Origin of the sequence: Pseudomonas sp. OTU5201, assembly GCF_038440135.1 — a bacterium.
Lineage (GTDB): Bacteria > Pseudomonadota > Gammaproteobacteria > Pseudomonadales > Pseudomonadaceae > Metapseudomonas > Metapseudomonas resinovorans.
Genome location: NZ_JASATC010000065.1, coordinates 1 through 22915, shown reverse-complemented (window position 1 = coordinate 22915; position 22915 = coordinate 1). Strand labels below are relative to the sequence as shown.

General features: G+C 63.7%; 24 protein-coding genes. 7 read left to right on the top strand and 17 right to left on the bottom strand.

The window, feature by feature from the left end; translation table 11 throughout:
• Positions 1 to 125 precede the first annotated feature (125 nt).
• From AAHM40_RS25795 to AAHM40_RS25750, 10 genes are all read right to left on the bottom strand, one after another.
• A complete protein-coding gene (locus AAHM40_RS25795; protein WP_342247241.1) occupies positions 126 to 968 on the bottom strand; it encodes an IclR family transcriptional regulator domain-containing protein in 843 nt (280 codons plus the stop codon).
• A 253-nt stretch (positions 969 to 1221) separates the two neighbouring features.
• On the bottom strand, positions 1222 to 1854 hold the full coding sequence (locus AAHM40_RS25790; RefSeq protein WP_342247240.1) for a malonic semialdehyde reductase: 633 nt from the start codon (positions 1852 to 1854) through the stop codon (positions 1222 to 1224).
• Positions 1855 to 1937: 83 nt separating this feature from the next.
• Positions 1938 to 2867 (bottom strand): AEC family transporter, encoded by a 930-nt coding sequence (locus tag AAHM40_RS25785; RefSeq protein ID WP_342247239.1) that lies wholly within the window; start codon positions 2865 to 2867, stop codon positions 1938 to 1940.
• A gap of 17 nt (positions 2868 to 2884) precedes the next feature.
• A complete protein-coding gene (zapE, locus tag AAHM40_RS25780) occupies positions 2885 to 3976 on the bottom strand; it encodes a cell division protein ZapE (protein ID WP_342247238.1) in 1092 nt (363 codons plus the stop codon).
• Complete coding sequence (gene pcaG / locus AAHM40_RS25775) at positions 3966 to 4571, bottom strand: protocatechuate 3,4-dioxygenase subunit alpha (RefSeq protein WP_342247237.1); 606 nt, start codon at positions 4569 to 4571, stop codon at positions 3966 to 3968. Before pcaG ends, zapE begins: the two co-directional genes overlap by 11 nt.
• A gap of 12 nt (positions 4572 to 4583) precedes the next feature.
• Positions 4584 to 5303 (bottom strand): protocatechuate 3,4-dioxygenase subunit beta, encoded by a 720-nt coding sequence (pcaH, locus tag AAHM40_RS25770; protein WP_342247236.1) that lies wholly within the window; start codon positions 5301 to 5303, stop codon positions 4584 to 4586.
• Positions 5304 to 5432: 129 nt separating this feature from the next.
• Positions 5433 to 6362, bottom strand: a complete 930-nt coding sequence (gene pcaQ, locus AAHM40_RS25765) for a pca operon transcription factor PcaQ (RefSeq protein WP_342247235.1) — start codon at positions 6360 to 6362, stop codon at positions 5433 to 5435.
• Positions 6363 to 6545: 183 nt separating this feature from the next.
• On the bottom strand, positions 6546 to 6818 hold the full coding sequence (locus AAHM40_RS25760) for a Rho-binding antiterminator (protein ID WP_342247234.1): 273 nt from the start codon (positions 6816 to 6818) through the stop codon (positions 6546 to 6548).
• 11 nt (positions 6819 to 6829) lie between these two features.
• Positions 6830 to 7084, bottom strand: coding sequence for a DUF2024 family protein (locus tag AAHM40_RS25755; RefSeq protein WP_342247233.1), 255 nt, complete (start codon positions 7082 to 7084; stop codon positions 6830 to 6832).
• A 13-nt stretch (positions 7085 to 7097) separates the two neighbouring features.
• Positions 7098 to 7328: a thioredoxin family protein gene (locus AAHM40_RS25750; RefSeq protein ID WP_342247232.1), complete on the bottom strand. Its 231-nt coding sequence runs from the start codon at positions 7326 to 7328 to the stop codon at positions 7098 to 7100.
• 106 nt (positions 7329 to 7434) lie between these two features.
• On the opposite strand from AAHM40_RS25750, the gene AAHM40_RS25745 reads away from it, so the two are divergent.
• Positions 7435 to 8004, top strand: coding sequence for a MarR family winged helix-turn-helix transcriptional regulator (locus AAHM40_RS25745; RefSeq protein ID WP_342247231.1), 570 nt, complete (start codon positions 7435 to 7437; stop codon positions 8002 to 8004).
• Between the two features lie 189 nt (positions 8005 to 8193).
• Here AAHM40_RS25745 and AAHM40_RS25740 read toward each other — a convergent pair whose 3' ends face one another.
• The 3 genes from AAHM40_RS25740 to AAHM40_RS25730 all read right to left on the bottom strand — a co-directional run bounded on the left by AAHM40_RS25740 (position 8194) and on the right by AAHM40_RS25730 (position 10894).
• Positions 8194 to 8454, bottom strand: coding sequence for a hypothetical protein (locus tag AAHM40_RS25740; protein WP_342247230.1), 261 nt, complete (start codon positions 8452 to 8454; stop codon positions 8194 to 8196).
• Positions 8455 to 8810: 356 nt separating this feature from the next.
• Positions 8811 to 10190, bottom strand: a complete 1380-nt coding sequence (locus tag AAHM40_RS25735) for an aldehyde dehydrogenase family protein (RefSeq protein ID WP_342247229.1) — start codon at positions 10188 to 10190, stop codon at positions 8811 to 8813.
• 260 nt (positions 10191 to 10450) lie between these two features.
• Positions 10451 to 10894, bottom strand: coding sequence for a hypothetical protein (locus AAHM40_RS25730; protein WP_342247228.1), 444 nt, complete (start codon positions 10892 to 10894; stop codon positions 10451 to 10453).
• 334 nt (positions 10895 to 11228) lie between these two features.
• Between AAHM40_RS25730 and AAHM40_RS25725 the strand changes: the two genes are divergently transcribed.
• From AAHM40_RS25725 to AAHM40_RS25710, 4 genes are read left to right on the top strand one after another with little or no spacing between them, the layout of a single operon-like run.
• Positions 11229 to 11540 (top strand): BufA1 family periplasmic bufferin-type metallophore, encoded by a 312-nt coding sequence (locus AAHM40_RS25725; RefSeq protein ID WP_342247227.1) that lies wholly within the window; start codon positions 11229 to 11231, stop codon positions 11538 to 11540.
• A 24-nt stretch (positions 11541 to 11564) separates the two neighbouring features.
• Complete coding sequence (gene bufB, locus AAHM40_RS25720; protein WP_342247226.1) at positions 11565 to 12434, top strand: MNIO family bufferin maturase; 870 nt, start codon at positions 11565 to 11567, stop codon at positions 12432 to 12434.
• Complete coding sequence (locus AAHM40_RS25715) at positions 12431 to 13207, top strand: HvfC/BufC N-terminal domain-containing protein (protein WP_342247225.1); 777 nt, start codon at positions 12431 to 12433, stop codon at positions 13205 to 13207. The genes bufB and AAHM40_RS25715 overlap by 4 nt, the downstream gene beginning before the upstream one ends.
• Positions 13204 to 13716: a DoxX family protein gene (locus tag AAHM40_RS25710; RefSeq protein WP_342247224.1), complete on the top strand. Its 513-nt coding sequence runs from the start codon at positions 13204 to 13206 to the stop codon at positions 13714 to 13716. The genes AAHM40_RS25715 and AAHM40_RS25710 overlap by 4 nt, the downstream gene beginning before the upstream one ends.
• A gap of 187 nt (positions 13717 to 13903) precedes the next feature.
• Here the strand turns inward: AAHM40_RS25710 and AAHM40_RS25705 are convergent, their stop codons facing one another.
• The gene (locus AAHM40_RS25705) at positions 13904 to 14773 is read right to left on the bottom strand and encodes a helix-turn-helix domain-containing protein (RefSeq protein ID WP_342247223.1); all 870 of its coding nucleotides are present in this window, start codon (positions 14771 to 14773) and stop codon (positions 13904 to 13906) included.
• A gap of 161 nt (positions 14774 to 14934) precedes the next feature.
• Here AAHM40_RS25705 and pobA point away from each other — a divergent pair, with 161 nt between their 5' ends.
• Entirely contained in the window at positions 14935 to 16119 is a 1185-nt protein-coding gene (pobA, locus tag AAHM40_RS25700; RefSeq protein WP_342247222.1) for a 4-hydroxybenzoate 3-monooxygenase, read from the top strand.
• 161 nt (positions 16120 to 16280) lie between these two features.
• Entirely contained in the window at positions 16281 to 17408 is a 1128-nt protein-coding gene (locus AAHM40_RS25695; protein ID WP_342247221.1) for a glycoside hydrolase family 5 protein, read from the top strand.
• Here AAHM40_RS25695 and AAHM40_RS25690 read toward each other — a convergent pair.
• The 3 genes from AAHM40_RS25690 to ercA form a co-directional block, all read right to left on the bottom strand.
• Entirely contained in the window at positions 17394 to 19163 is a 1770-nt protein-coding gene (locus tag AAHM40_RS25690) for an ABC transporter ATP-binding protein/permease (protein ID WP_342247220.1), read from the bottom strand. The two genes, AAHM40_RS25695 and AAHM40_RS25690, sit on opposite strands and share 15 nt — an antisense overlap.
• A gap of 614 nt (positions 19164 to 19777) precedes the next feature.
• The gene (locus tag AAHM40_RS25685; protein WP_342247219.1) at positions 19778 to 21472 is read right to left on the bottom strand and encodes a hybrid sensor histidine kinase/response regulator; all 1695 of its coding nucleotides are present in this window, start codon (positions 21470 to 21472) and stop codon (positions 19778 to 19780) included.
• On the bottom strand, positions 21456 to 22619 hold the full coding sequence (gene ercA, locus AAHM40_RS25680) for an alcohol dehydrogenase-like regulatory protein ErcA (protein ID WP_342247218.1): 1164 nt from the start codon (positions 22617 to 22619) through the stop codon (positions 21456 to 21458). The genes AAHM40_RS25685 and ercA overlap by 17 nt, the downstream gene beginning before the upstream one ends.
• Positions 22620 to 22915: the final 296 nt, after the last annotated feature.

Below are 22915 nucleotides of genomic sequence, written 5' to 3'. Positions count from 1 at the left end.
TATTGGCGGCGTTTCGCTGGCAAGCCAGCTCCTACAAGGCTCTTGGCCCGATGGTCAATTTCTCGCAACAGCTAACGCAGACATAGCCAATGAAATCGCCCCTACAGCTGAGTTCGCCGCTCGGTTCAATGAAACAACCGCGTACTCAGTTCCTTGCTCGCCTCCAGCAGCGCAGGCAGGTAGCGGGTTTCCAGTTCCTGGCGGCTGACCCGGCCGACGTGGGTGCCGACGTTGAGCGCAGCCAGCACCTGGCCGGCGGAATCACGGACGGGCACCGCCACCGAGCGCAAGCCCATCTCCAGCTCCTGATCGATGATTACCCAACCTTGGCGACGGATTTCCGCGATGCTGGCGCGCAGGCCGTCGACGGTGTGCACGGTGCGGCTGGTCTTCACCTGCAGGTCGGCATGTTCGAGGTAGTCGTCCAGCGCGGCGTCGTCCAGAGCGGCCAGGAGGATGCGGCCCATGGACGTGCAGTAGGCCGGCAGGCGGCTGCCGACGCTCAGGTCCACCGAGATCAGCCGGTTGGGCGTCGCCGAACGAGCGATGTAGAGGATCTCGTCACCTTCCAGGGTGGCCATCGAGCAGGCTTCGTGGAGCTGGTCGCTGAGGCGATCGAGGATCGGCTGGGCGGTAACCGCCAGCGGCGTCGAGGACAGGTAGGCGTGGCCCAGGGTCAGGACTTTCGGCAGCAGCGAGTAGGTGCGCCCGTCGGTGGTGACATAGCCCAGCTTCATCAAGGTATGCAGGCAGCGGCGCACGGCAGCACGGGGAATCTCGGTGCGGTGGCTGATCTGGGCGATGGTCAGGTGGCGCTTGCGCTCCTGGAACGCATGGATCACCGCCAGGCCGCGGGCCAGCGAGGTCATGAAGTTGGGATCACCGGTGAAGGCTTCGATCCGCTTGGCTGGCGAGGCGATGATCGGCGGGGCCAGGGGAGGCAGCGGGGCGCGCAGTTCTTCAGTCATTCTTGTTGTCCTTGGTGGATCGAGGTCACGTCAAGTCCGGCCGATTATCGAACCAAAGTTCGATAATCGCAATTGACCCGAATGCCTTCGGCTCTTACTTTTGCCGCCGCCAACCGGCGCCCCGGTTTGATCAGGTACCTCGGCGCCCGGCAACGGCTTCGCTCAAGAGGCGCAGCCGCAATCCCCCCACCGCAGACGCCATCACCCCGGCGCGCTACCCGCGCGTTCGGGGCTGGCATTTCGATAATTTCCCCTACAACAGCTTGCACGCCTCGTCGAATTCCAGGCGTGGTCCACGCGCATGCAGCTTCGACGGATCGCCGTAACCCAGATTGCACAGGAAGCTGGATTTCACCTGACTGTCCGCGAAGTGCTCCAGTTGGAACGCACTGCCGGCGCCATCCGCGGGGAAGAACTCATGGTCCACCAGCGCATTGTCAAAGCCCGACATGGGGCCACAGTCCAGGCCCAGGGCCCGCGCCGCAATGATGAAATAGGCCCCTTGCAGCGAGCTGTTGCGCCGCGCGGTGAGGCCGGCCAGTTCTGGCGTGCTGGCGAACCAGGCACGTGCATCGGTGTGCGGGAAGAGCTTGGGCAGTTGCTCGTAGAACTTCAGGTCATAGGCAATGATGGCGGTAACCGGCGCTGCCATGGTCTTGTCCACGTTGCCCGGCGCGAGCGCCGGCAGCAGGCGCCGCTTGGCCTCGGGCGTACGCAGAAAGAGGATGCGCGCCGGGCAGCAGTTGGCGCTGGTCGGGCCCCATTTCATCAGGTCATAGAGCTCACGCAACGTATCGTCGCTCACCGGTGTTTCCAGCCAGGCACTGTGGGTCCGTGCCTGGCGGAACAACAGATCCTTGCACTCCTCACTCAGTCGATTGCTCATCGCCGCCTCCTCTGATCAGGGTGGCCGCACCTAGGTGCGGATGCCCAATTGAGGATAGCCAGCGCTCGGGTTCGCGCCCGGTGCTACGACAGCAGTCCGATGAAACCGCTGATGGTGACGAAGGCCAGCACGGTGCAGACCACCAGTGCCGCCGCGCAGCGACCTTCAAGGCCAAAGCGCTGGCCGAGGATGGGGTAGATGCTCATCATCGGCGAACACGCGAAGAGCACGCCCGCGACCCGCAACACCGGGTCGACCGGGGGCAGCAACTGGAAGCTGAGCATGACCGCCAGCGGGTGCAGGAGCAGCTTGCCGATGCTGAGTTGCGCCACGTCCTTGACCAGGCCACCAGCCCTGAGCCCATTGAGGCTGGCGCCGATGACGAAGAGCGCAACCGGCGCCGAGGCCATCGCCAGCATCTCCACCACTTTGGCCGGCACGCTTGGCAGGCGAGCGCCGAGCAAGGCCAATCCCAGGCCGATGCTGATGGAGATAATCACCGGATTGCGCAGCAGGCGCAGGAAGGTGTCCAGCAGGGCTGCGCGCAGTCCGCCACCGTTCTGCCGACCCAACTCGGCGATAGCCAGTGCCAGCGGAATCATCAGCAGGTTTTCCACCAGCATGCCCAGCGCCAGGGCGACAGCAGCCGGTGAGCCGAGCACCATGGCGACGATGGGGTAGCCGATGAATCCGCTATTGGACACCGACATGCCCAGACCACTCAGGGCACTGCCGCTCAGGCTGTCCTTGCGCACCAGACGCGCGAACAGGAATCCGCACCAGAACACCGCCTGTGAACCGATGCCGTAGGCCAGCAGGTAGGTGGCGTCGAACACGTCGTCCAGGGGCTTCTCCAGCAGCGCGCGGATCACCAGGGCCGGCAGTGCGAAGGTGATGACGAACTTGCCCATGCCCAACACCTGCTCTGCGCTGACCAGCCGGCCACGAGCCGACAGGTAGCCAATGCCGATAAGGATAAAAATGGGAGCGGTGATACCAAGAATCTGGAGCATTCAGGACTCGCCAGTAGTCAGTGATCCTCGCGCGGCCGGACCGGTTTGAGCTGTTGCAAACGGCTGCGGGTGCGGGAGAAGTCCATATGGGGTTTACCCCGACAGAGGTCGTCCAGGCTGGACTCGCTGACCAGCAGTAGGGGCGTACCGGCGTCGTAGGCGATATCGATCAGGTTGACGAAGCGCTGTTGCACGTCGATGGCTTCTTCACCCAGGCAAGGCACGGTGCTGATGGCGAGATGGCCAAAGCGCCGGCTCAACCAGAGAAAGTCGGCACTGGAGTGAGGCCGTCGGCACAGTTCGTCGAAATCCAGCCAGGCGCACTCCCCCTCTACCGCTCGCAGGCGCAAGGGGTGGTGGTTGACGGAAATGACTGCATCGCGCTCGGCGGCTGAGGTCAGCCCCAACTGGCGCTCGATCCAGCCCTCTTCAAAGGCCGACGAAGGCCAGCAATAGGAGCCCCAGGACTCGAACTCCCCGCGTCGCAGGCGGTAATCCTCCCCGCCATCGAGGTTGAGCACGTCGAAGCGCTTTTCGATCAGCGCGATCGCCGGCTTGAACCGCTCGCGGTACAGCGGGTTCGGACAAAGGCCATCCGGGTCGTAATTGGACGTGCAGACCATGCCGACGCCCTCCTCCACCAGCACCTTGAGCAGGCGCCCTAGCAGCACGGCATCGCCGATGTCATGAACGTGGAATTCATCGAAACAGAGCACTCGCGTTTCCGCCACCAGCGCCCTGGCGGCGAGGGCCAGCGGATCGGGCTGCCCGGCGAAGTTACGCATGCGTTCCTGCAATTCCTGGAGGAAGGCATGGAAGTGCACGCGGCGTTTCGCGGAAAGCGGTGCAGCAGCGAAGAAGGCATCCATCACGAAGCTCTTGCCGCGCCCTACTCCGCCCCAAAGGTAGAGCCCGGCGGGAAGGCGCCTCAGCCAGGATTTTTTGCCAGCCAGAAACGACTCCAGCCATTGGCCGAGGTGGCCAATGGCTGTGCGTTGCGCGGCGTCGGCCCGGTAACCCCGGGCCTCCAGCAGTGCTTCGAAGTGCCGTTCGATGCGCCGGCCGACGGCTTCAGCCTGCCCATCGAATACGGGTTCCCTAGAAGTCAAAGAACACCGTTTCCCCTTCTCCCTGGATGCGGATATCGAAGCGATAGGCCAGCTTGCCATCCACCTCGCAGCGGCGCGCCACCAGGGTTTCGCGGCGTTGCGGCTGCTCGATCAGGTTGAGCACCGGATCGGCGGCGTTGGCGGCGGACTCGTCATCGAAATAGAGGCGGGTCTGCAGGTGGATGTTGATGCCGCGGGCAAACAGCGACACGTTGATGTGCGGCGCCATGGGCACACCGGCAGCATTCTTCACCACGCCCGGCTTGACCGTGTGCAGGGTCCACTCGCCGGCGTCGAAGGTGGTGGCGGTGCGGCCGAAGCAGTTGAACGGCTTCTCCAGGTCGAAGGCGCTGTCGTAGACGCCTTCATGGTTGGCCTGCCAGAACTCCAGGAAGGAGTCGCGCACCAGGTGGCCGTTACCGTCGTAGACGTTACCCAGCAGCAGGATGTGCTGGCCGGGGGCATCTGCCTTGGCCATCTGGCTCCAGATTTCCTGGTCGCGGGTCGGGTTGCCGGCCGCGTCCAGGGCCAGGCCGATGTGTACGTAGGGGCCGGCAGTCTGCGAGGGGGTTTCCGGCAGCAGTTCGATAGGCATGCGGGCGTCTCCTCAGCGGTTTTCGAAGTGGGTCTTGCGCTGGCCGCGCAGGACGATGTCGAAGCGATAGGCCAGGCAATCCATGGGGATGGCGTTGCTCATGTCGAGCTTGGCGATCAGCGTCTGCACCGCATCGGGGTTGGCAATGCTCTTGACGATGGGGCACATCGGGATCATCGGGTCGCCTTCGAAGTACAGCTGGGTGATCAGGCGGGTGGAGATGGACGGCCCGCTAATGGAGAAGTGGATGTGCGCGGGGCGCCAGTCGTTCGGACCGTTACGCCAGGGATACGGACCCGGCTTGATGGTGCGGAAATAGTAGTAGCCATCGCGATCGGTCAGGGCCCGGCCGACGCCGCCGAAATTCGGGTCGAGCGGCGCCAGGTAGCGGTCGTTCTTGTGGCGATAGCGGCCGCCCGCGTTGGCCTGCCACATCTCGACCAGGGTATGGGGGATCGGTTTGCCGTACTGGTCGACAACCCGTCCGGAAACGATGATGCGCTCGCCGATGGGCAGCCCGCCGTTGTTGAAGTTGAGCAGCAGATCATTGTCGTGCTCGCCCATCTTCAGGTGGGAGAAATCCGGGCCGCTGGTCTCGGAAACGGACTGCGGAATGCTCACCAGCGCCTGGCGTGGGGAGCGGGCAACGGACGTCTTGTAGTCGGGGGTGAAGGCTTTCGGGTGCCAGTTTCGGTCACGAATGACGAAACGGCTGTTTTCCGCATCGGACATCACGGTTTCCTCTTATTGGAGTTGTCGGGCGGCCAATCGATGCACAGGGCAGTGGGCCGTGACGCGCAGTCTCATCCAACAGAGGCTGGCAGAAAATTGAAATCCTGCCGGCCATCCATAACCAAATGGTTATGTAAGCCGCCCCTCACGGTAGTCCAGAGCAGCCTCGCGCAGGGTCTCCACGGCCCAATGTGCCGCCAGCGAAAGCGGCAACGACGCATTACTGCAGATACCGACAGAACCTCCGGGTTCCTTGAAGCCCAGGTCCAACTCCACCAGTTCGCCACTGGCCAGGTCCAGGCGCACGGCATCCAGCGGGGCTATCCATACCGCATCTCCGTTCAACACATAACGTCGGCTCAGGGCCAGGGAGAGAGTTTCCAGGCGCTGGCGCGGCGGGCTGATTCCGCTTTGTACGAAGAAGCCGTCGGCGTGCTTGCGGATGGTGGTACCGGCCAACGGCAGAACCAGCGGGAAGCCATCCAGGGAACGGCGATCTGCGCCCTCCTCCAGCAACGGGTGACCGGCCCTGACCACCAGGGTCATGGATTCGCTGTACAGGTGTTCGAAGGTCAGGCCGTGGATCTCGGGGCTGTCGGTCATGCGACCGACCACCAGATCCAGTTCGCCCACCCGCAACTGTGACAGCAGATAGGCGCCCGGTCCCGTGAGTACGCTGACCACCAGAGAGGGATGGCGCTGGTGCAAACGCTTCACCACCTCGGGAACCAGCAGCCCTTCGACAGTCGACAGGACGCCGAGGCGAACGCTACCGGCGGCGTATTCGCCTTCGCGCAGGCTGTTCACCCCGTCACGCAGGGCCTGCACGCAGGGACCGGCGTAACGCATGAAAGCCAGCCCCGCCTCGGTCAGGCTGGCGCCGCTTTTGCTGCGGTCGAACAGGCTGGCCTCAAGGACTTCTTCAAGCTCCTTGAGGGTCTTGGAAATGGCCGGCTGGCTCACCGCAAGCTGGTCCGCCGCACGGGCCAGGCTGCCCTGGCGGGCCACTTCGAGGAAACACAGCAGATGGCGGAACTTGATGCGGGTATCGATGTTCAACGGCGGCGTCCTGTTGCGGCTGGCCTGCGAAGGCTAGCGCAAGGACAGGCTCGGGAGCCATTCGTTGACCGGTATTCGTAGGAGGTGGTTGAGCGAAGCGATACCCATCGGGTTCAGCACGCTGCACGTGTGGGAGCGAATTCTTTCGAGATTGAAATCGCTCCCACAAAAATCCTCATGCGGTCAGATCGCACAGACTTTCCCTGCCAACTCCACGCGGCCGAAACGCGCGCCCGGCTCCAGCGGCGTGATCGCCAGCAGGCGATCCATGCGCACGGAACAGGGACCATCCTCCACTTCCAGCACGAAGAACTCTTCCTTCTCCGCGCTGGTGTGAGTGGTCAGCGCCCTGGCCTCGAACCCGCCGCCGTCCACCAGTTCGACCTTCAGCAGGTAGCGATAGAGGCAGGCGATTTCCAGGAAATCGTGCAGGTCGCAATCCAGGGGCTGATACATGGTTGACCTCCTCAGCAGCCTTGCAGCGGGATGATGGAATAGCCCTGCCGGCCGATGACCTCGGCCACCTGCGGATTGGCGATCTCGCTGTGGCAGAACAGGCATTCGCTGGCAGCGATGTCGGCGTCGTGCACGCCCTGGCTGGCCAGCCATTCACTGGCGTACTGGCTGGCCTGGAGCTTGTCGCCGCCGCTGGTGAGCACGTCGAAGTGCAGGTAGCGGCCATCGCGGGTACGGACATGGGTATCGAAGACTTTCACCTGCATGTCGACGCTCTCCTCACTTCAGGTCGGCGATGGCGGCGCCGAAATTGATGTGCAGGACCTGGCCGTCCACCACCAGGGCGGGCACCGACTGCACGCCGGCAGCTTCAGCTTCGGCGACGCGTGCGGGGACCTCGCCCAGGTGCACCACTTCCACCTTTACCTCAGGGGCAAGCAGATTGAGCAGGGTCGTTTCAGCGGATACGCAAACCGGGCAGCCGGCGTGGTAGTAGCGAGCGGTAGTCATTTTCGGTCTCCTGGCTAATTTGGTATCGAATCGATACGTTATCCAGATTACCTGCGAACACCCCTTTGTCAATATAGTTTTTACTCGATACTATCTATCGGCGGAGGTGAACATGACCACCCTATTCGATCTGTTCGAACGACTGACCAGCCTGATGCGTATCTGGCACCGCGAGCACCCGCTGCTGGCTGACCTGCAGCCCGTGCAGCTCAGTGCCCTGGAATACCTGGCGCGTTGCAACCACTACTCGGACACGCCGCTGGCCGTCACCGACTACCTGGGCCTGACCAAGGGCACCGTGTCGCAATCCTTGAAGGCGCTGGAAGCCAAGGGGCTGATCGAGAAACGCCAGGACCTGCAGGACAAGCGCAGCGTGCACCTGGACCTGACGCCTGCTGCTCGGGAGCTGCTGGCAACGGTGACGCCTCCGGCATTTCTGGCCCAGGCCCTGGCCGAGATGGGGCCGAACGCTGCGGCGCTGGAGGAGTTGCTGGGGGAACTGTTGCGAACCGTCCAGCGTCAGGTGGACGTACCGGGCTTCGGTCTGTGCAAGACTTGCCGTTTCCACCAACTGCGGGACGGAGAGCCCTTCTGCGGGCTGACCCGGGAACCCCTGGCCCGCCCATCCATCGAACTGATCTGCCGCGAGCACCAGCCTTGTGAGAATGCGGCCTGATCAGGCCTTCCGGATGCCGAGATAGCCCGCGCCTTGAGGATCACCGCAGGCAGATGACGCCGGCCAGGTCGGGGTCACGGCGGTAATCGTTGATGGAGTTGCTCCTTGCAAGTCGTCCGCGCAGGCATTGCGCCCCTCAGAGATGGGGCGCAATGGCGTCAGACAAGGGGCCTCCCTGCCCCAGGCGTTTCAGGCAACCTTCGGGAAGAGCTCGCGCCCCTGGTCCAGGTACTGATCCACCAGCCACTTGCCATGGGCGATGGAAGCCTGCTGTGCCTTGTCCAGCTCCGCGAGAAAGGCATACCTCACCGGCAAGGCGATACGCCGGGTGCTCTGCCCGTCAGGCGCGATGATGTGACAACCGGCAGCCCAGGGCGTGGGAATGCCCGGGTGCTCGAAAACGTCGGCGACGATGGTGTGGTCGCGATGTACGCATTGCAGGGTGCTCATGGGGTCTACCTCCGTTGAAGGCCCGGGGCCACGGGGTCGGCAGGCCTCGCGGGCGTGGCGGGAAAGCTCAACTTGAGGTTGGCACGTGCCATGCCTTGCTCACTTCCGGATATAGCACAGCGACCTGGCCGGGACGTTTCAACTGACCAAGGGTCACGCGATTGGCCTGCCGGGATTCGCACGAATTGGCTATGTGGGGGGCGGCGCAGCTGCCCCGGCTCACGGACTAACACGGCAGACGTTTGGTCTACTTAGCGAATGCATTCGCCCCTACAAGAGCAGCGCCCCGGGTTCCTTTCTCAGAAATGAAAAAGGGGCTGAACAAGTCAGCCCCTTTCTTCATCCGTCCCGGTCGATCAGCCGCGATCGCGCCAGATGGTCTGCACATTGAGGAACTCGCGCAGGCCGAAGTGGGACAGCTCGCGACCGTAGCCGCTCTTCTTCACACCACCAATCGGCACGCGCGGGTCGGAGGCGGTGAAGCCGTTGATGAACACGGCACCGCTGACGATGCGACGAGCCAGCTTCTGCGCCTTGGCAGCATCGGCCGTCCAGAGCGCACCACCCAGGCCGAACTCGCTGTCGTTGGCCAGTTCAACAGCATGTTCGGCGTCACGCGCAACGATCAGCGACGCCACCGGGCCGAAGATTTCCTTGCGGAAGGCGGTCATGTCCGGTGTCACATCCGCCAGGACCGTGGGCGCATAGTAGTTGCCCGTACCTTCCAGCTTGTGGCCGCCCAGCAACAGGGTCGCGCCTTCCGCCAGAGTGGACTGCACCTGGCCGTCCAGCTCGTCGCGCAAGTCGAAGCGCGCCATGGGGCCAACAAAGGTGGAATCAGCCTGCGGATCGCCGATCTGCAGCGCCTCGACGGCCGCCACGAAACGCTCGGTAAAGGCTTCGGCGATGGGCGCTTCGAGGATGATGCGCTTGGCCGCGATGCAGACCTGGCCCGCATTGTTGAAGCGACTGGTGACAGCGGCTTTCACCGCCTGGTCGAGGTCAGCGTCGGCCAGGACGATGAACGGGTCGGACCCGCCCAGCTCCAGTACGCACTTCTTCAGTGCCGCGCCAGCCTGGGAGGCGATGGCGGCACCCGCGCCGACACTGCCGGTCACCGCGACCATGGCGATACGCGGATCGGCAATGGCGACCGATACCAGCGGTGGCTCGACGTTGATCACCTCGAACACACCTTCCGGCAGACCGGCTTCGGCCCAGGCAGCCCCGAGCAGGCGGGCACAGCCAATGACGTTGGGCGCATGCTTGAGCACATAGCCATTGCCGCCGAAGATGATCGGCACCGCGCCGCGCATCACCTGCCACATCGGGAAGTTCCAGGGCATCACCGCCAGCACCGGGCCCAGCGGCATGTAGGCAACCACGGCCTTGTCGTCCTCCACCAGGGTCGGCTCGTCGGCGACCATGGCCGGGCCGTGCTCGGCGTACCACTCGCAGAGCTTGGCGCACTTCTCGATCTCGCCACGGGACTGGCTGATCGGCATGCCCATTTCAGTCGTGGTCATCCGTGCCATGGACTCGGCGTTGTCGCGCAGGGCCTTGGCCATACGCAGCAGGACCGCGCCGCGCGCTTCGACGCTGTACTGGCTCCAGACCGCAAAGCCACGCTCGGCGGACGCCAGGCTGGCCTCCAGCGCGGCGGCATCCTGGTACGGATAACGGGCAATTTCTTCGCCAGTGGCGGGGTTACGGGAGATGGCGGCAGGCGTAGTCATGCTGTCCTCGTTGTACGTGAGAGCCCATCAGGGCTCGCGATCAGTCTTGCGGCGAAAGTAAGGCAGCGACCGATTCACGTAAAACGAATAATCGAGAAGAAAGTATTCACCAAAACAGAACGGCGCCGGAACGCCTCTAGCGTGCTGCACGGGGACGAATCGTGGAGGTGATTTCAAACACTGAGCAGGCCGTAGGTCCGCCTGCAAGCTGCCAAGCGGGCAACTGCACGGCCCTTTGCGAATGAATTCGCCCCCACAGTTCATGCCGGATGCATCCGCCCTCTTCCCCCGTGTCCGCGCGTCAGCGGCCAGCTACGGTGCTGTTCGTTGGGCGTTTCGGTGGTGACCACATACACCCGCTGCTCGTGGCCATGACGCAGCAGTATGCATTGCAGCGACTTGCCGTCCTCCACCTCGAACCAGCATGGCTCGCCTTCGTGAGTCATTTCCATGAAGCGCGCCACCCGTGCCAGTACCGTGGCCGGGCTGAATCGATCCCAGCCTTCTGGCAGCGAACCATCCCCCAGCAGCCAGCCCGTGACGGGCAGTTCGCCGAGATCCTGGCTGCGGCGTCCCCAGGGAATCCACACCACGCCACGCCGTGGGTCGTGAATCGGCAACGCAGCATCGGCGTCGGGATAATTGATCAGTTGCCGGCTCCCTTCGGCGGTGTAAAGCCCACTGACCTCAACTGAATGACACATGATTGCCTCCCCTAGTCGAAGCAATTGTCATTGTTGCCAGAGTGATGATTCAGGGCTGAGTGTTGGCGTATCGGTAGTTTTTTCCGGCCCTTGCGCCTCAGTTTTGCGGCCTTGGAACAGGAGTCAAGGCGCCGCAATGACGGCTTTGACAGGAGGGCCAGAGACGCGACGAAGCGTAGCAACGGAGAAAAATCTGCAGTCGCGCTGTAACACCCGGACCACACTCAAGTCTCTTGTCCCGAAGGCGGTACTTCCAACGCCCGGGCAACCGGACGTGCCCCGCCACCCAGGGCATCCTGCCCCAGTCGTCCCATCAGAAACGGAGAGAACAAGCATGAAAACCTCAACTGCCAGTGTCGTATCCGCAACCGGTCTCGCCCTTGCCCTGAGCGCCGCCATCGGCCTGTCCATGGCCCCAGTGGCTGCCCAGGCCGCCGACAACGAAAAGTGCTTCGGCATCGCCATGAAAGGCAAGAACGACTGCGCCGCCGGCGCCGGCACCTCCTGCGCAGGCACCGCGAAGATGGATTACCAGGGCAACGCCTGGAAGTACGTACCGACCGGCACCTGCGAGAAAACCGCATCCCCCAGTTCGCCCACTGGCTTCGGTCAACTGCAGGAATTCAAGGAAGAGAAGAAGGGCTGACCACCACCGGCGGGAGCACTCACCATGACCTACTCCTCACCGCTCCACGCTCCTGCCGGTGGCTTGCCGGCGCGGGCCGGCATCGGGCTCAAGTCCCAGCACCATCGGGATGTACTCGATAACCGACCCGCCCTGGGCTTCTTCGAAGTCCACGCCGAGAACTACATGGTCGCGGGTGGCCCCTTCCACCATTACCTCGGGCTAATCCGCCGGGACTATCCGCTTTCGATCCACGGCGTCGGCCTTTCCATCGGTGCCGACCAGCCGCTGGACACCGCCCATCTGGACCGTCTGGCCGTGCTGATCGAGCGCTATGAACCGGCGTCTTTTTCCGAGCACCTGGCCTGGTCCACCCATGGCGACGTGTTTCTCAACGACCTGCTGCCACTGGCTTACGATCAGGCCAGCCTGGAGCGCGTCTGCCAGCACATCGACCAGGTGCAGGACCATCTGCAGCGACAGATGCTGCTGGAGAACCCGGCCACCTACCTGGAATTCGACAGCTCCCGGCTGGACGAAGCCGAGTTCATCAACGATGTGGTGAAGCGCACGGGCTGCGGCCTGCTGCTGGACCTGAACAATGCCTATGTGTCCTGCGTCAACCACAACCGCGATGTCCGCACCTACCTGGCTGCCCTGCCCCTGCATGTGGTCGGTGAAATTCACCTGGCAGGCTTTGCCGAGGATCTCGACGCCGCCGGCGCACGCCTGCTGATCGATCATCACGGTTCCGCGGTAGATGCTGCCGTCTGGGCCCTCTACAGCGAAACCCTGAAACGCCTAGGCCCGCTGCCCACCCTGATCGAACGGGACAACGACATCCCCCCGTTGGAGACCCTGGTGCGCGAGGCAGGTTATGCCGAACAACTGCTGCGCCAGGAGAAAGCAGCATGAACGCCAATGCCTTCGCTTGCGCCCTACTCGACTCGGAGCTGCACTGCCCCACTGGGCTGCATGCCTGGAACGGCTCCGACCCGGCACGGCGTTTCGCGGTGTACCGCAACAATGTGCTGGCGTCGCTGATCGGTGCCCTGGCCGACACGTTCCCGGTCGTCAGGCAACTGGTGGGCGAAACATTCTTCGCCGGCATGGCCCGCCTGTACGTGCAAGCGGTACCACCCCGGTCTCCCCTGTTGGCGTTCTACGGGGGAGAGTTCCCCGACTTCATTGCGGCATTTCCGCCGGCCGCCAGCCTGCCTTACCTGGCAGATATGGCGCGGCTGGAACTGGCGCAGGTTCACGCCTATCACGCCGCTGACCTGCCCCCCCTGGACGGGGCCCGCCTTGCCGCCGTCCTGGCGGCCCCGGAACGGCTGCCCGGCATGCGGCTCTGGCTGCATCCCTCGGTGGCGGTGATTCGCTCTGACTACGCCATCGCTTCACTCTGGGCCGCCCACCAGGGGCTGCTCGAACTGTCCGAGGTGAGCCCCGACCGGCCCGAATGTGCACTGGTCTTGCGCAATGGACTGGAGGTTGAAGTCAGCCTGATCGGCCCCGGCGCTACCGCATTCATTCAGGCCCTTGGCGCTGGCAGTCCACTCGGGCCAGCGGTGGGCGCAGCACTGGCCATCGATGCCCACTTCGATCTCGGTTCCACCCTGGCACGCCTCCTGGCAGGCGGCGCCATCACCCGGTTCACCCTCAACTGCGGGAGTCAGATGCAATGAACGCCACCCTCCAGATCCACTACAGCCACCTGCCGGTGAAATTGGTGCTCCAGGCCATCGAGCTGTGCAAGCGGGTTCCGTACAGCCTGGTGGCCTTCGTCGCCCGTTTCTCGATTGCCGCGATCTTCTGGAAATCCGGGCAGACCAAGGTGGATGGCTTGGCCATCGACCTGGTGGACGGCACCTTCCAACTGGGCATCCCACACTTATCCGCCTCGGCCATTCCGCTGTTCACCGACGAGTACAAGCTGCCGTTGCTGTCGCCGGAACTGGCGGCCCATGCAGCGGCGTTTTCCGAGCATTTCTTTCCGCTGCTGATCCTGCTCGGCCTGGCGACGCGCTTCTCGGCACTGGCCCTGCTCGGCATGACCCTGGTAATCCAGACCTTCGTCTACCCCGACGCCTACCCCACCCACGGCGTCTGGGCCGCAAGCCTACTGCTGCTGGTCAGCCAGGGACCTGGAGTGCTGTCCATCGATCACCTTATCGCCCGGAAATACCAACTGTAGGGGCGAATGAATTCGCCAAAGGCAGCGAAGGTGCCCCATCAAGCCTCCCAGGGCAGACCTGCGGCCTGCTTAGGGACTCGCCTGGGAAGGCGAAACCAGAAACATCCGCAGAATTCGGCAAGCAGCCTGGCTCAGGACGTTCTAGCAACACTTAATGCAGACATAGCCAATGAATTCGCCCCTACACTCAGCGGGCTATGCGAAACGCCTTCGGCGACTGTCCCGTGCCGCGCTTGAAGAAGCGGGAAAAGTACGCCGGCTCGGAAAAGCCCAGGCTGTCCGACACCTGATGGATGGTCATCGCCGTGTAGACCAGGCAACGCTTGGCCTCCAGCAGCAGGCGCTGGTTGATCATCTGCAGCGCCGATTGCCCGGCCAGGCGCCGGCACAGGGCATTGAGGTGGGCGGAGCTGATGCCCAGGCGCTGGGCGTATTGCTCAATGGACAGGTGTTCGCGAAAGTGCTGCTCCAACGCATGGGTGAATGCCTGCAGGTGCAGCCTGCCCCGATCCTGCTGCTGGGCTTCGGACTGTGACTGCTCCAGCGAGCGCCTGCCGATCCACACCAGCAGCACGCTGATCAACGATTGCAGCATCAACTCGCGGCCCGGTGCCTGTTGTGCGTACTCGCGGCTGATGGCTTCGAACAGAGTGTCCAGATAAGGCTGGCTCTCGCCGGCGGGAAAGCAGGCCGGCGTGAGCAGCGCCTGGCTGTTCAGCAATCCGGCCACCTGTTCCACCAGCGGCAACGCCAGGGTCAGCACATGGCCGTCGACATCGTCGGAAAAACGGAAGCCATGCACGCACAGGGTCGGCACCACCTGCAGCGACGCGCAATCGATACGGTTCACCTGCCCTTCCACTTCCAGTTCGGCGCGGCCGGATCGCACATAGAGCAACTGCACCAGGTCACCGTGCTGATGCGGCTTGATCTCCCATTCATGCAGGCGGCTGCGCGACTCGATGGACTCCCAGTGGATCAGGTCCGGCGTCGGCCAGGCGGTGGTTTCGCCATAGAGCTTGAACACCGGAACCGGAGCGTGGGCGTGTCTGGTCATTGAACCTCCAACCGCATGAATCCACGAAAAATCCATGAAAGGCGTTGGATATTGCCTTCAAAGCCGATGGCGATCCACAAAAAATACAGGCGCACCCAAACTACAGGTGAGCCGCGACTGCCTTGCGCCGGCCACCGGAACGCTTCGAGAGGACAACAACAATGAAGACTCAGGTCGCCATCATCGGCGCCGGCCCGTCCGGCCTGCTCCTCGGCCAGTTGCTGCACAAGGCTGGTATCGACAACGTCATCATCGAACGCCAGAGCCCGGACTACGTCCTTGGCCGCATCCGCGCCGGGGTGCTCGAACAGGGCATGGTCGACCTGCTGCGCGAAGCCGGCGTCAGCGAACGCATGGACCGCGAAGGCCTGGTGCATGACGGCTTCGAGCTGGCCTTCGACGGCCGCCGCGAGCACATCGACCTCAAGGGCCTGACCGGCGGCAAGACGGTGATGATCTACGGCCAGACCGAAGTCACCCGCGACCTGATGGAAGCCCGCGCCGCCTGTGGCGCACGCAGCTTCTACAATGCCTCCAACACTCAGCCCCACGACCTGAAATCCGACGCGCCCTACGTCACCTTCGAGCAGAACGGTGAAACCTTCCGCATCGACTGCGACTACATCGCCGGCTGCGACGGCTTCCACGGCGTGTCACGCAAATCCATCCCTGCTGGCGTGCTCAAGGAGTTCGAACGGGTCTACCCCTTCGGCTGGCTCGGCGTACTGGCCGATACCCCTCCGGTCAACAACGAACTCATCTACGCCAACCACGAACGTGGCTTTGCGCTCTGCAGCATGCGTTCACCCACCCGCACCCGTTACTACGTGCAAGTATCGGCCGACGAGAAGGTGGAGGACTGGTCGGATGAGCGCTTCTGGGAAGAGCTGAAAAGCCGCCTGCCGGAGCAGACCGCGGCGAAGCTCGTCACCGGCCCCTCCATCGAGAAGAGCATTGCCCCACTGCGCAGCTTCGTGGTCGAACCCATGCAGTACGGCCGCCTGTTCCTGTTGGGCGACGCCGCCCATATCGTCCCCCCGACCGGCGCCAAGGGTCTTAACCTGGCCGCCAGCGACGTGAACACCCTGCTCCGCATCCTGGTGAAGGTCTATGGCGACGGCCGTACCGACCTGCTGGAACAGTATTCGGCCATCTGCCTGCGGCGCATCTGGAAGGCCGAGCGTTTCTCCTGGTGGATGACCTCACTGCTCCACCGCTTCCCCGACACCGACGCCTTCGGCCGTCGCATGCAGCAGACCGAGCTGGACTACTACGTCGGCTCCGAGGCCGGCCGCCGGACCATCGCGGAGAACTATGTCGGACTGCCCTATGAGGTGATCGGCTGAGTCTTCCGCTTCCCTCTTGTAGGGGCGAATGAATTCGCCCCTACAGAAAAGGACCGGCAGCACTGAGGAGCGTGCGTAAACGGGCAGCTTCGTTCTCCATAACCCAGAATGTTCCTGTGCTTGTCCTTCTTGCAGTTATTACGGACCACAGGAGTGCAGTCATGGAGCAGCAGAACCCCAATCACACCGGTCCCGGCACCAAGCTGCGCGGGGTCAACCTCGGCGGCTGGCTGGTGCTGGAAAAGTGGATGACCCCCAGCCTGTTCGATGGGCTGCAGGCCACGGATGAAACGACCTGGTGCGCCGAGATGGGCGCAGGTGCCACGGAAAGGCTCAAGCAGCACTGGAACAGCTTCATCACGCGCGATGACTTCGCCTGGCTGCACGAGCGAGGCATAAACGCCGTGCGCATTCCGCTCGGCCACTGGATCTTCGGTCCCGATTACCCTTACCACCGCAGCTACGGCAGCAACCCCCACCCCTTCGTCGAGGGCGGGATCGACGTACTCGACCGGGCGTTTGCCTGGGCGGACGAACTCCAGCTGAAGATCGTCCTGGACCTGCACGCCGCCCCCGGCTGCCAGAACGGTTTCGATAACGGCGGGATCAAGGATGTCTGCGAATGGCACACCCAGGTGGAATATCGCGAGCACTCCCTGAAGGTGCTGGAGCGCCTGGCCGAGCGTTACCACGGCGAGCCGGCCCTGCATGCCATCGAAGTCCTCAACGAGCCGCGCTGGGATGTGCCGACCGACTACCTGAAAAGCTACAACCTCGACGCCTACCATCGCATTCGCCGGTACTGTAAGGCCGAGCAGGTCAGCGTGGTCTTCCATGATGGCTTCCGCCCCTTCGAGCAGTACCTGGGCTTTATGCAGGCGCCGGAATTCTCCAACGTGGTCTTCGATATCCATCGCTACCAGTGCTTCGAGCGCTGCGACATCGACAGCGACATCTACACACACGTACACAAGGCCAGCGGCCAATGGAAAACCGAAGCCGACGCGATCATCGAGCAATTGGGGCTGCCGGCCTATTGCGGCGAATGGAGCCTGGGCCTCGACCTGAAAGTGGTCTCGCTCTGGGCCGAAGGGCCGTTCAATCATGCCCTGGAAAGCATGGACGCTTTCCAGAAGGACATCGCCTATCGCGGCTATGCCGCCGCTCAGTTGCTGACGTTCGAGAAGTACCTGGGCTGGTTCTTCTGGAGCTACAAGACCGAAACCACGCCAGCCTGGTGCTTTCGCGAATGCGTCGCGCGCGGCTGGTTGCCCTCAACCTTTGCGTAGCTCGCGCAGCGATGTGCCATAACCGAGGAACTGCTCCTCCTGCGGCAGGTGATTGAGCAGGAGTTTGCGCTGGTAGTGTCGCTCCAGGCCGGTTTGGAGGCTGATGGCCAGTAGCGTCGTGTCGGGCATTTCGCGGTGCAGCATGTCCATCAGGTATTCCTCGTCCTTGGGCTCGAAGACACTGGTCGCTTCTTCGATGAACACCCAGGCCGGCTGTTGCAGGAACAGCCGGGCAATGCCCAGCCGCTGCTGTGCGCGCAGCGGCAACACGCTGTGCCAGTTATCGGCCTCGTCCAGCCGCGCGGCCAGCCAGGCAACCCCGGCGCATTCCAGGGCACGCTGCATGGCACCGGCAGCGAAGGTGCCCACCGGCTGCGGATAGCTCAGCACCGATTGCAGGCTGCCAGGAGGCAGGAATGGTCGCTGCGGGAGGAAACAGATCGCTGGCCCCGCCGGCAGCGAAACTTCCCCATGCCCCCACGGCCACAGGCCGGCCAGCACCTTGAACAGGCAGATGGTGACGGTTGGATCGCCGGAGATCAGCACCCGCTCGCCGCGCTGGATCACTTCGTTGAGGCCCTCGATCAGGACCTTCCCGTCGGGGTTGGAAATGCACAGGTCACGCAGCACCAGTTGCGCCTGGTTCGACTGCGCCAGGCTGATGCGATGCTCCTGCCGCACGGCGGCCCGCTCTTCCAGCAGCAACAGGTCGTTGTAGAGGCTCATCACCCGGTCAGCGGAGGCCCGGCAGCGGGCGAGCTCGGAAAGGTTGTCGATCGGCCAGGAGAGTGCCGAAGTCAGTTGCTGGAAGGCTTGCGCGGCCTGCATCAACACCCCCAGGGTCATGCTGCCGGCAATGTACTGGGGCGCCATGACCAGGATCGGGAACACCGGCAACAGCACGCCGTAGCCCGATGTGAAGGACACGATTCCCGAATAGGCGAGCGTTTGCCGATACCAGCGGCGGCCCAGCTCGGCAAAAACGGCCGTTGAGCTGCGCCGCTCGACCTCTTCGCCCTGCATCAGCGCGATCGACTCGGAACGTTCCCGCGCATGGGCCAGCCCGAAGCGGAAATCCGCCTCCGCGGTCTGCAGCCTGTTGGTCGCCTTGACCAGCGGCCGCCCGAGCAGCAGCCCGAACATGGCGCCACCCCCCGCGTAGGCGAATGCCAGGATGACCATATAGCCCGGAACCAGCAGGCCGGTGCCGGGGATACTGGCGCTGCCGGTCACCCTCAGCAGGATGTCGACGAAACTGCCGAAGATCAGCAGCGAATAGACCAGCGAGTGGATCAGGGCGATGGTGCTGCCGGTCACTACCTGGATGTCTTCGGCGATACGACCATCCGGGTTGTCATGTTCGCCCTCGGTCAACTGCAACTGGTAGTGATACCCATGGGCCATCCACCGGTCGAGGACCTTTACCGTCAGCCATTTGCGCCAATCCAGCTGCAACCAGCGCTTGACCTGCATATGCAGGGCCGTGACGCCCACAGTCAGCAGGAGGATCACCACGAAGGTGCCGATCTGCACCATCAGGCGGCTCAGCGATTTTGCTTCCAGGGCATCGAAGAGCGCGCGGTTCCAGTAGTTCATCCAGATCACCAGGGCGACCTGGGCCAGGGTGAGCAGCAGCAGTGCCAGGCTGAAACCGCGCGCCTTCCACTTCTGCTCGGAATTCCAGTACGGCAGGACCAGGCGCAGGAACCCCCAGCGCGATCTCGACGGTTGCCCGATGGCTGCCAGCCGGGCCATCTATTCGCTACCCTGCGCGGCGTGCGGAAGCAGCCGCGCATGCGCCAGGTCATACGGCGCGGCAGCACCTTCGGGCAGGCGAAGACTGGGAATGTCGGGTTGTTGGCTGGTCTGGCTGTCACCGCGCCTGTGCGCGGCGCTGCGTAATGCCCACAACAAAGGGGTGTCCGTACCCGCCCCTTCTATTGGCAGAAAAATCATCAGACCCCCTGCTGCTAGAGGCCGGAGCCTCAGGTTGCTCAGCGTACTCCGGGGAGTGCGTCGTCTACCCTGCGTAACCTTTAGTAGTCGGCCAGGGCATTGCCGCGAGGCGCAACGGCGCTCTGTGAGGGAACGTTGGCCGGCGATGGAATGGGCGGTTCGTTGAACTCAGCGCTGGGCTGCACCAGGTAAATTCATTCAAGCACAGTGAACCTGATCCGCACTCTTCTCAGGACGTTCGCGCACGTTCACCCGACAGAAGCAACAGCAGAGGTGGGTCGGCAAGTGGGACGAATCATCCGCTGCGGCCTTGTCCCGGTACGCATGGCGCACCTTGTGGCCAAGGACTCCAGGGGCAGGCCTGCGACCTGCTTTCGCGAATGAACTGGCTCCCACCCGACATCAGGATCGCCTCAGCCGGCATTGCCGATCAGTTGGCTGATCACCGCCCGCAGCTTGCCGGGCTTGACCGGTTTGTTCAGCAACGGGACGCCGGGGCTTCTCAGCTTGCGGCGGCACTGGTCACTGCGATCGGCCGTGATGATCACCGCCGGTAGCTCGCGGTCGAAGTGCTGGCGCAAGGCCTGGATCAGGTCGCAGCCGACCACGCCGTGGTCCAGGTGGTAGTCGACCAGGATCAGGTCCGGCGCCCGGCCTTGCAGCGCCTCGAATGCGCCGTCGAGATCGGTGGCGGTGAGCACCTGGCAGCCCCACTGGCCCAGCAGCGCCGCCATGCTCTCGAGGATGCCCGGTTCGTTGTCCACCACCAGCAGGCGCTGGCCGGGCAGCGGATCGCCGGTCACCGGCCGCGCATCCAGCGTCGGCCGCACCAACGGCGGAGCCTCCGCGAGAGGCACTTCGATGCTGAACACCGAGCCCCGTCCGAGTTGCGAACGCACTTCCACCCGGTACGCCAGCATGCTGGCGATGCGGTCCACTATCGCCAGGCCCAGGCCCACGCCCTTGCGTTCCGCGGCGCGGCCCACGTCCAGCTGGTTGAATTCGAGGAAGATCGCCTGCAACTGGTCCGCCGGAATCCCCCGCCCGCTGTCCCAGACTTCCAGGCGCAGCCGATCACCCCGGCGGCGGGCGCCGAGCAGGATGCGCCCGCGCTCGGTATAGCGGCAGGCATTGCTGAGGAAGTTGCGCAGGATGCGGGTCAGCAGGCGGAAATCGGTGCTGATGCCGACGCGCGGGATACGCACCCGCAGCTCCAGGCCGGCCGCCCCGGCCACGCTCTGGAACTCCGAGGCCAGGGGCCCGAGCACTTCATCCAGCGCGTAGACGTCCAGGTCCGGCTTGATCGCGCTCTGGTCCAGCTTGGAGATATCCAGCAGATCGGTGAGCAGGTCTTCGGCACCCTCCAGCGCCTGGTGCGTGCGCTCCACCAGTTGCTGCTCGGCCGCCGGCAAGCGCCGCTCGCGCAAGGTCGAGACCAGCAGGCGCGCGGCATTGAGCGGCTGCAGCAGGTCGTGGCTGGCGGCGGCCAGGTACTTGTCCTTGCTCAGGTTGGCGGCCTCGGCGGCGTCCCGCGCCTCGCGCAGCTGCGCGTTCAGCCCTTGCAACTCGCGGGTGCGCGCCAGCACCCGCTGCTCCAACTCATCGTTGAGGGTCTGCAGGCGCTGCTGGGCCAGGATGCGCTCGGTGATATCGGCGACGAAACCCTCCACCAGGCCTTCTTCATCGGGCTTGAGCAAGAGGTTCATCAGCACGTCGACATGGCTGCCGTCCTTGCGCCTGAGCCTTGTCTCGTAGCCGAACAGCCCGCCCTCGCGCTGCAGGGCGCGGCGAATCCGCGCCAGCTCGGCGGCGCCGCCGACGAACAGCCTGTCGGCCAGCTCGACCAGCGGCCAGAGGCAGTCCTGCGGCGAGTCATAGCCGAGCATCTGCGCCAGGGCCGGGTTGGCCGCACGCATGCCGTCGCGCAGGCTGGCCTGGAAGATGCCGTGCACGGCGTGCTCGAACAGCCATTTGTAGCGGTTGCGTTCGGTCTCCAGCTCTTCCAGGCGAGCCAGCAGCTCGGGGTAGTGGCTCTTGCGCGCGGAATGACTGCCGAGCCCCAGCAGCCCGGTCAGGGCATCGCGTTGATCGTCAGAGGGCCTCGGCATACACCACCTCGACATCCCGCTGACTGGACTCGCGCGGGTTGGTGAGGATGCAGGGATCATGCATGGCGTGGCGCGAGAGGAAAGGAATATCCGATGAGCCGACGCCATGCAGGCGCAGGGTTTCGTGGAAACCCACCGCGTGCTTCAGCGCCACCAGATGCTCCACCAGACGCTGACGCACCTGATTCTGGGTCATGCCACGGCAGTCGATGCCAAACGTCTCGGCAATGACCTTGAAGCGCTCCGGCGCGGCGCTGTAGTTGAAGGCCACCACATGCTCCACCAGCGCCGCGTTGCACAGACCGTGGGGCAGGTCGAGGAAACCGCCCAGGCTATGGGACATGGCATGCACGGCGCCGAGGATGGCGTTGGAGAAGGCCAGGCCCGCCTGCATGCTGCCAAGCATGATCTTCTCGCGCAGGGCGATGTCCCGGGGGTTGGCGATCATTGCTACGAGATTGCCGTTGATCAGGCGCATGGCCTCCAGCGCATGGGGGTCGGTGAGCGGACCGTGGCCCGTGGAGACAAAGGCCTCGATGGCGTGGACCAGGGCGTCGATCCCGGTACAGGCGGACAGGAAGGGGTCCATGCTCAGGGTGGTTTCGGGGTCGATCAGCGACACATCCGGCACCACCGCTTTGCTGACGATGGAAAACTTCATCCGTTCCTGCTGGTTGGAAATGATCACGAACTGCGACACGTCGGCCGAGGTACCGGCGGTCGTCGGGATGAGGATCAGCGGCGGGCTGGGCACCGTCAGGGTGTCCACCCCTTCGAATTCGAGAATGCTGCGGCCGTGGGCGGCAACAATGCCGATGCCCTTGGCACAATCCATGGGGCTGCCGCCGCCCACGGCGACGATCACGTTGCACCCCATGCTGCGGTAGACCTCGGCCCCCTGCATCACCTCTTCCACACGTGGGTTCGGCGATACCTGGGTATACAGGCAGTAGTCGATACCCTGGGCCTGCAGGCTGGCTTCCACGTCGGCGACCCAGCCAGCGGCCTGTACCCCGGGGTCGGACACCACGAGGACCTTGCGTGCGCCGAAGGTGCTGGCGTAGTTGCCAACATTGTGCCGGCAGCCGGCGCCGAAAATGATCTCGGGAGAAACGAACTTGCGAAGCAGACTGATATCGTGACGCATCAAGCAGCTCTTTCTTGTAGTTATGAGGTGAGTAGGACCCAGCCTACTTCATTCACCGTTCATTTCAATCAGACCTTGGGCGCTTTCCCTACAGCTAATGCCTGTCTTCCGTTGTAGAGGCGAATTCATTCGCCAAGGGCGGCGCAGTTGCGCCCTGAGGCCTTGAAGGGCAGACCTTCGGCCTGCTTGGCGAATGAATTGGCTATGTCTGCATGACGTGTTGTAGGTAACTGCATTGCCCGTAGGAGCTGGCTTGCCAGCGAATGGCGGCGTTTAGCAGGGAAGCCAGCGACAAC

Excerpts from the sequence above, each read along its gene's own strand:
- AAHM40_RS25795 (WP_342247241.1), bottom strand. The coding sequence starts at position 968 with ATGACTGAAGAACTGCGCGCCCCGCTGCCTCCCCTGGCCCCGCCGATC.
- AAHM40_RS25790 (WP_342247240.1), bottom strand. The coding sequence starts at position 1,854 with ATGAGCAATCGACTGAGTGAGGAGTGCAAGGATCTGTTGTTCCGCCAG.
- AAHM40_RS25785 (WP_342247239.1), bottom strand. The coding sequence starts at position 2,867 with ATGCTCCAGATTCTTGGTATCACCGCTCCCATTTTTATCCTTATCGGC.
- pcaG (WP_342247237.1), bottom strand. The coding sequence starts at position 4,571 with ATGCCTATCGAACTGCTGCCGGAAACCCCCTCGCAGACTGCCGGCCCC.
- pcaH (WP_342247236.1), bottom strand. The coding sequence starts at position 5,303 with ATGTCCGATGCGGAAAACAGCCGTTTCGTCATTCGTGACCGAAACTGG.
- AAHM40_RS25760 (WP_342247234.1), bottom strand. The coding sequence starts at position 6,818 with ATGTATCAGCCCCTGGATTGCGACCTGCACGATTTCCTGGAAATCGCC.
- AAHM40_RS25755 (WP_342247233.1), bottom strand. The coding sequence starts at position 7,084 with ATGCAGGTGAAAGTCTTCGATACCCATGTCCGTACCCGCGATGGCCGC.
- AAHM40_RS25750 (WP_342247232.1), bottom strand. The coding sequence starts at position 7,328 with ATGACTACCGCTCGCTACTACCACGCCGGCTGCCCGGTTTGCGTATCC.
- AAHM40_RS25740 (WP_342247230.1), bottom strand. The coding sequence starts at position 8,454 with ATGAGCACCCTGCAATGCGTACATCGCGACCACACCATCGTCGCCGAC.
- AAHM40_RS25735 (WP_342247229.1), bottom strand. The coding sequence starts at position 10,190 with ATGACTACGCCTGCCGCCATCTCCCGTAACCCCGCCACTGGCGAAGAA.
- AAHM40_RS25730 (WP_342247228.1), bottom strand. The coding sequence starts at position 10,894 with ATGTGTCATTCAGTTGAGGTCAGTGGGCTTTACACCGCCGAAGGGAGC.
- AAHM40_RS25725 (WP_342247227.1), top strand. The coding sequence starts at position 11,229 with ATGAAAACCTCAACTGCCAGTGTCGTATCCGCAACCGGTCTCGCCCTT.
- bufB (WP_342247226.1), top strand. The coding sequence starts at position 11,565 with ATGACCTACTCCTCACCGCTCCACGCTCCTGCCGGTGGCTTGCCGGCG.
- AAHM40_RS25715 (WP_342247225.1), top strand. The coding sequence starts at position 12,431 with ATGAACGCCAATGCCTTCGCTTGCGCCCTACTCGACTCGGAGCTGCAC.
- AAHM40_RS25710 (WP_342247224.1), top strand. The coding sequence starts at position 13,204 with ATGAACGCCACCCTCCAGATCCACTACAGCCACCTGCCGGTGAAATTG.
- AAHM40_RS25705 (WP_342247223.1), bottom strand. The coding sequence starts at position 14,773 with ATGACCAGACACGCCCACGCTCCGGTTCCGGTGTTCAAGCTCTATGGC.
- pobA (WP_342247222.1), top strand. The coding sequence starts at position 14,935 with ATGAAGACTCAGGTCGCCATCATCGGCGCCGGCCCGTCCGGCCTGCTC.
- AAHM40_RS25695 (WP_342247221.1), top strand. The coding sequence starts at position 16,281 with ATGGAGCAGCAGAACCCCAATCACACCGGTCCCGGCACCAAGCTGCGC.
- AAHM40_RS25690 (WP_342247220.1), bottom strand. The coding sequence starts at position 19,163 with ATGGCCCGGCTGGCAGCCATCGGGCAACCGTCGAGATCGCGCTGGGGG.
- AAHM40_RS25685 (WP_342247219.1), bottom strand. The coding sequence starts at position 21,472 with ATGCCGAGGCCCTCTGACGATCAACGCGATGCCCTGACCGGGCTGCTG.
- ercA (WP_342247218.1), bottom strand. The coding sequence starts at position 22,619 with ATGCGTCACGATATCAGTCTGCTTCGCAAGTTCGTTTCTCCCGAGATC.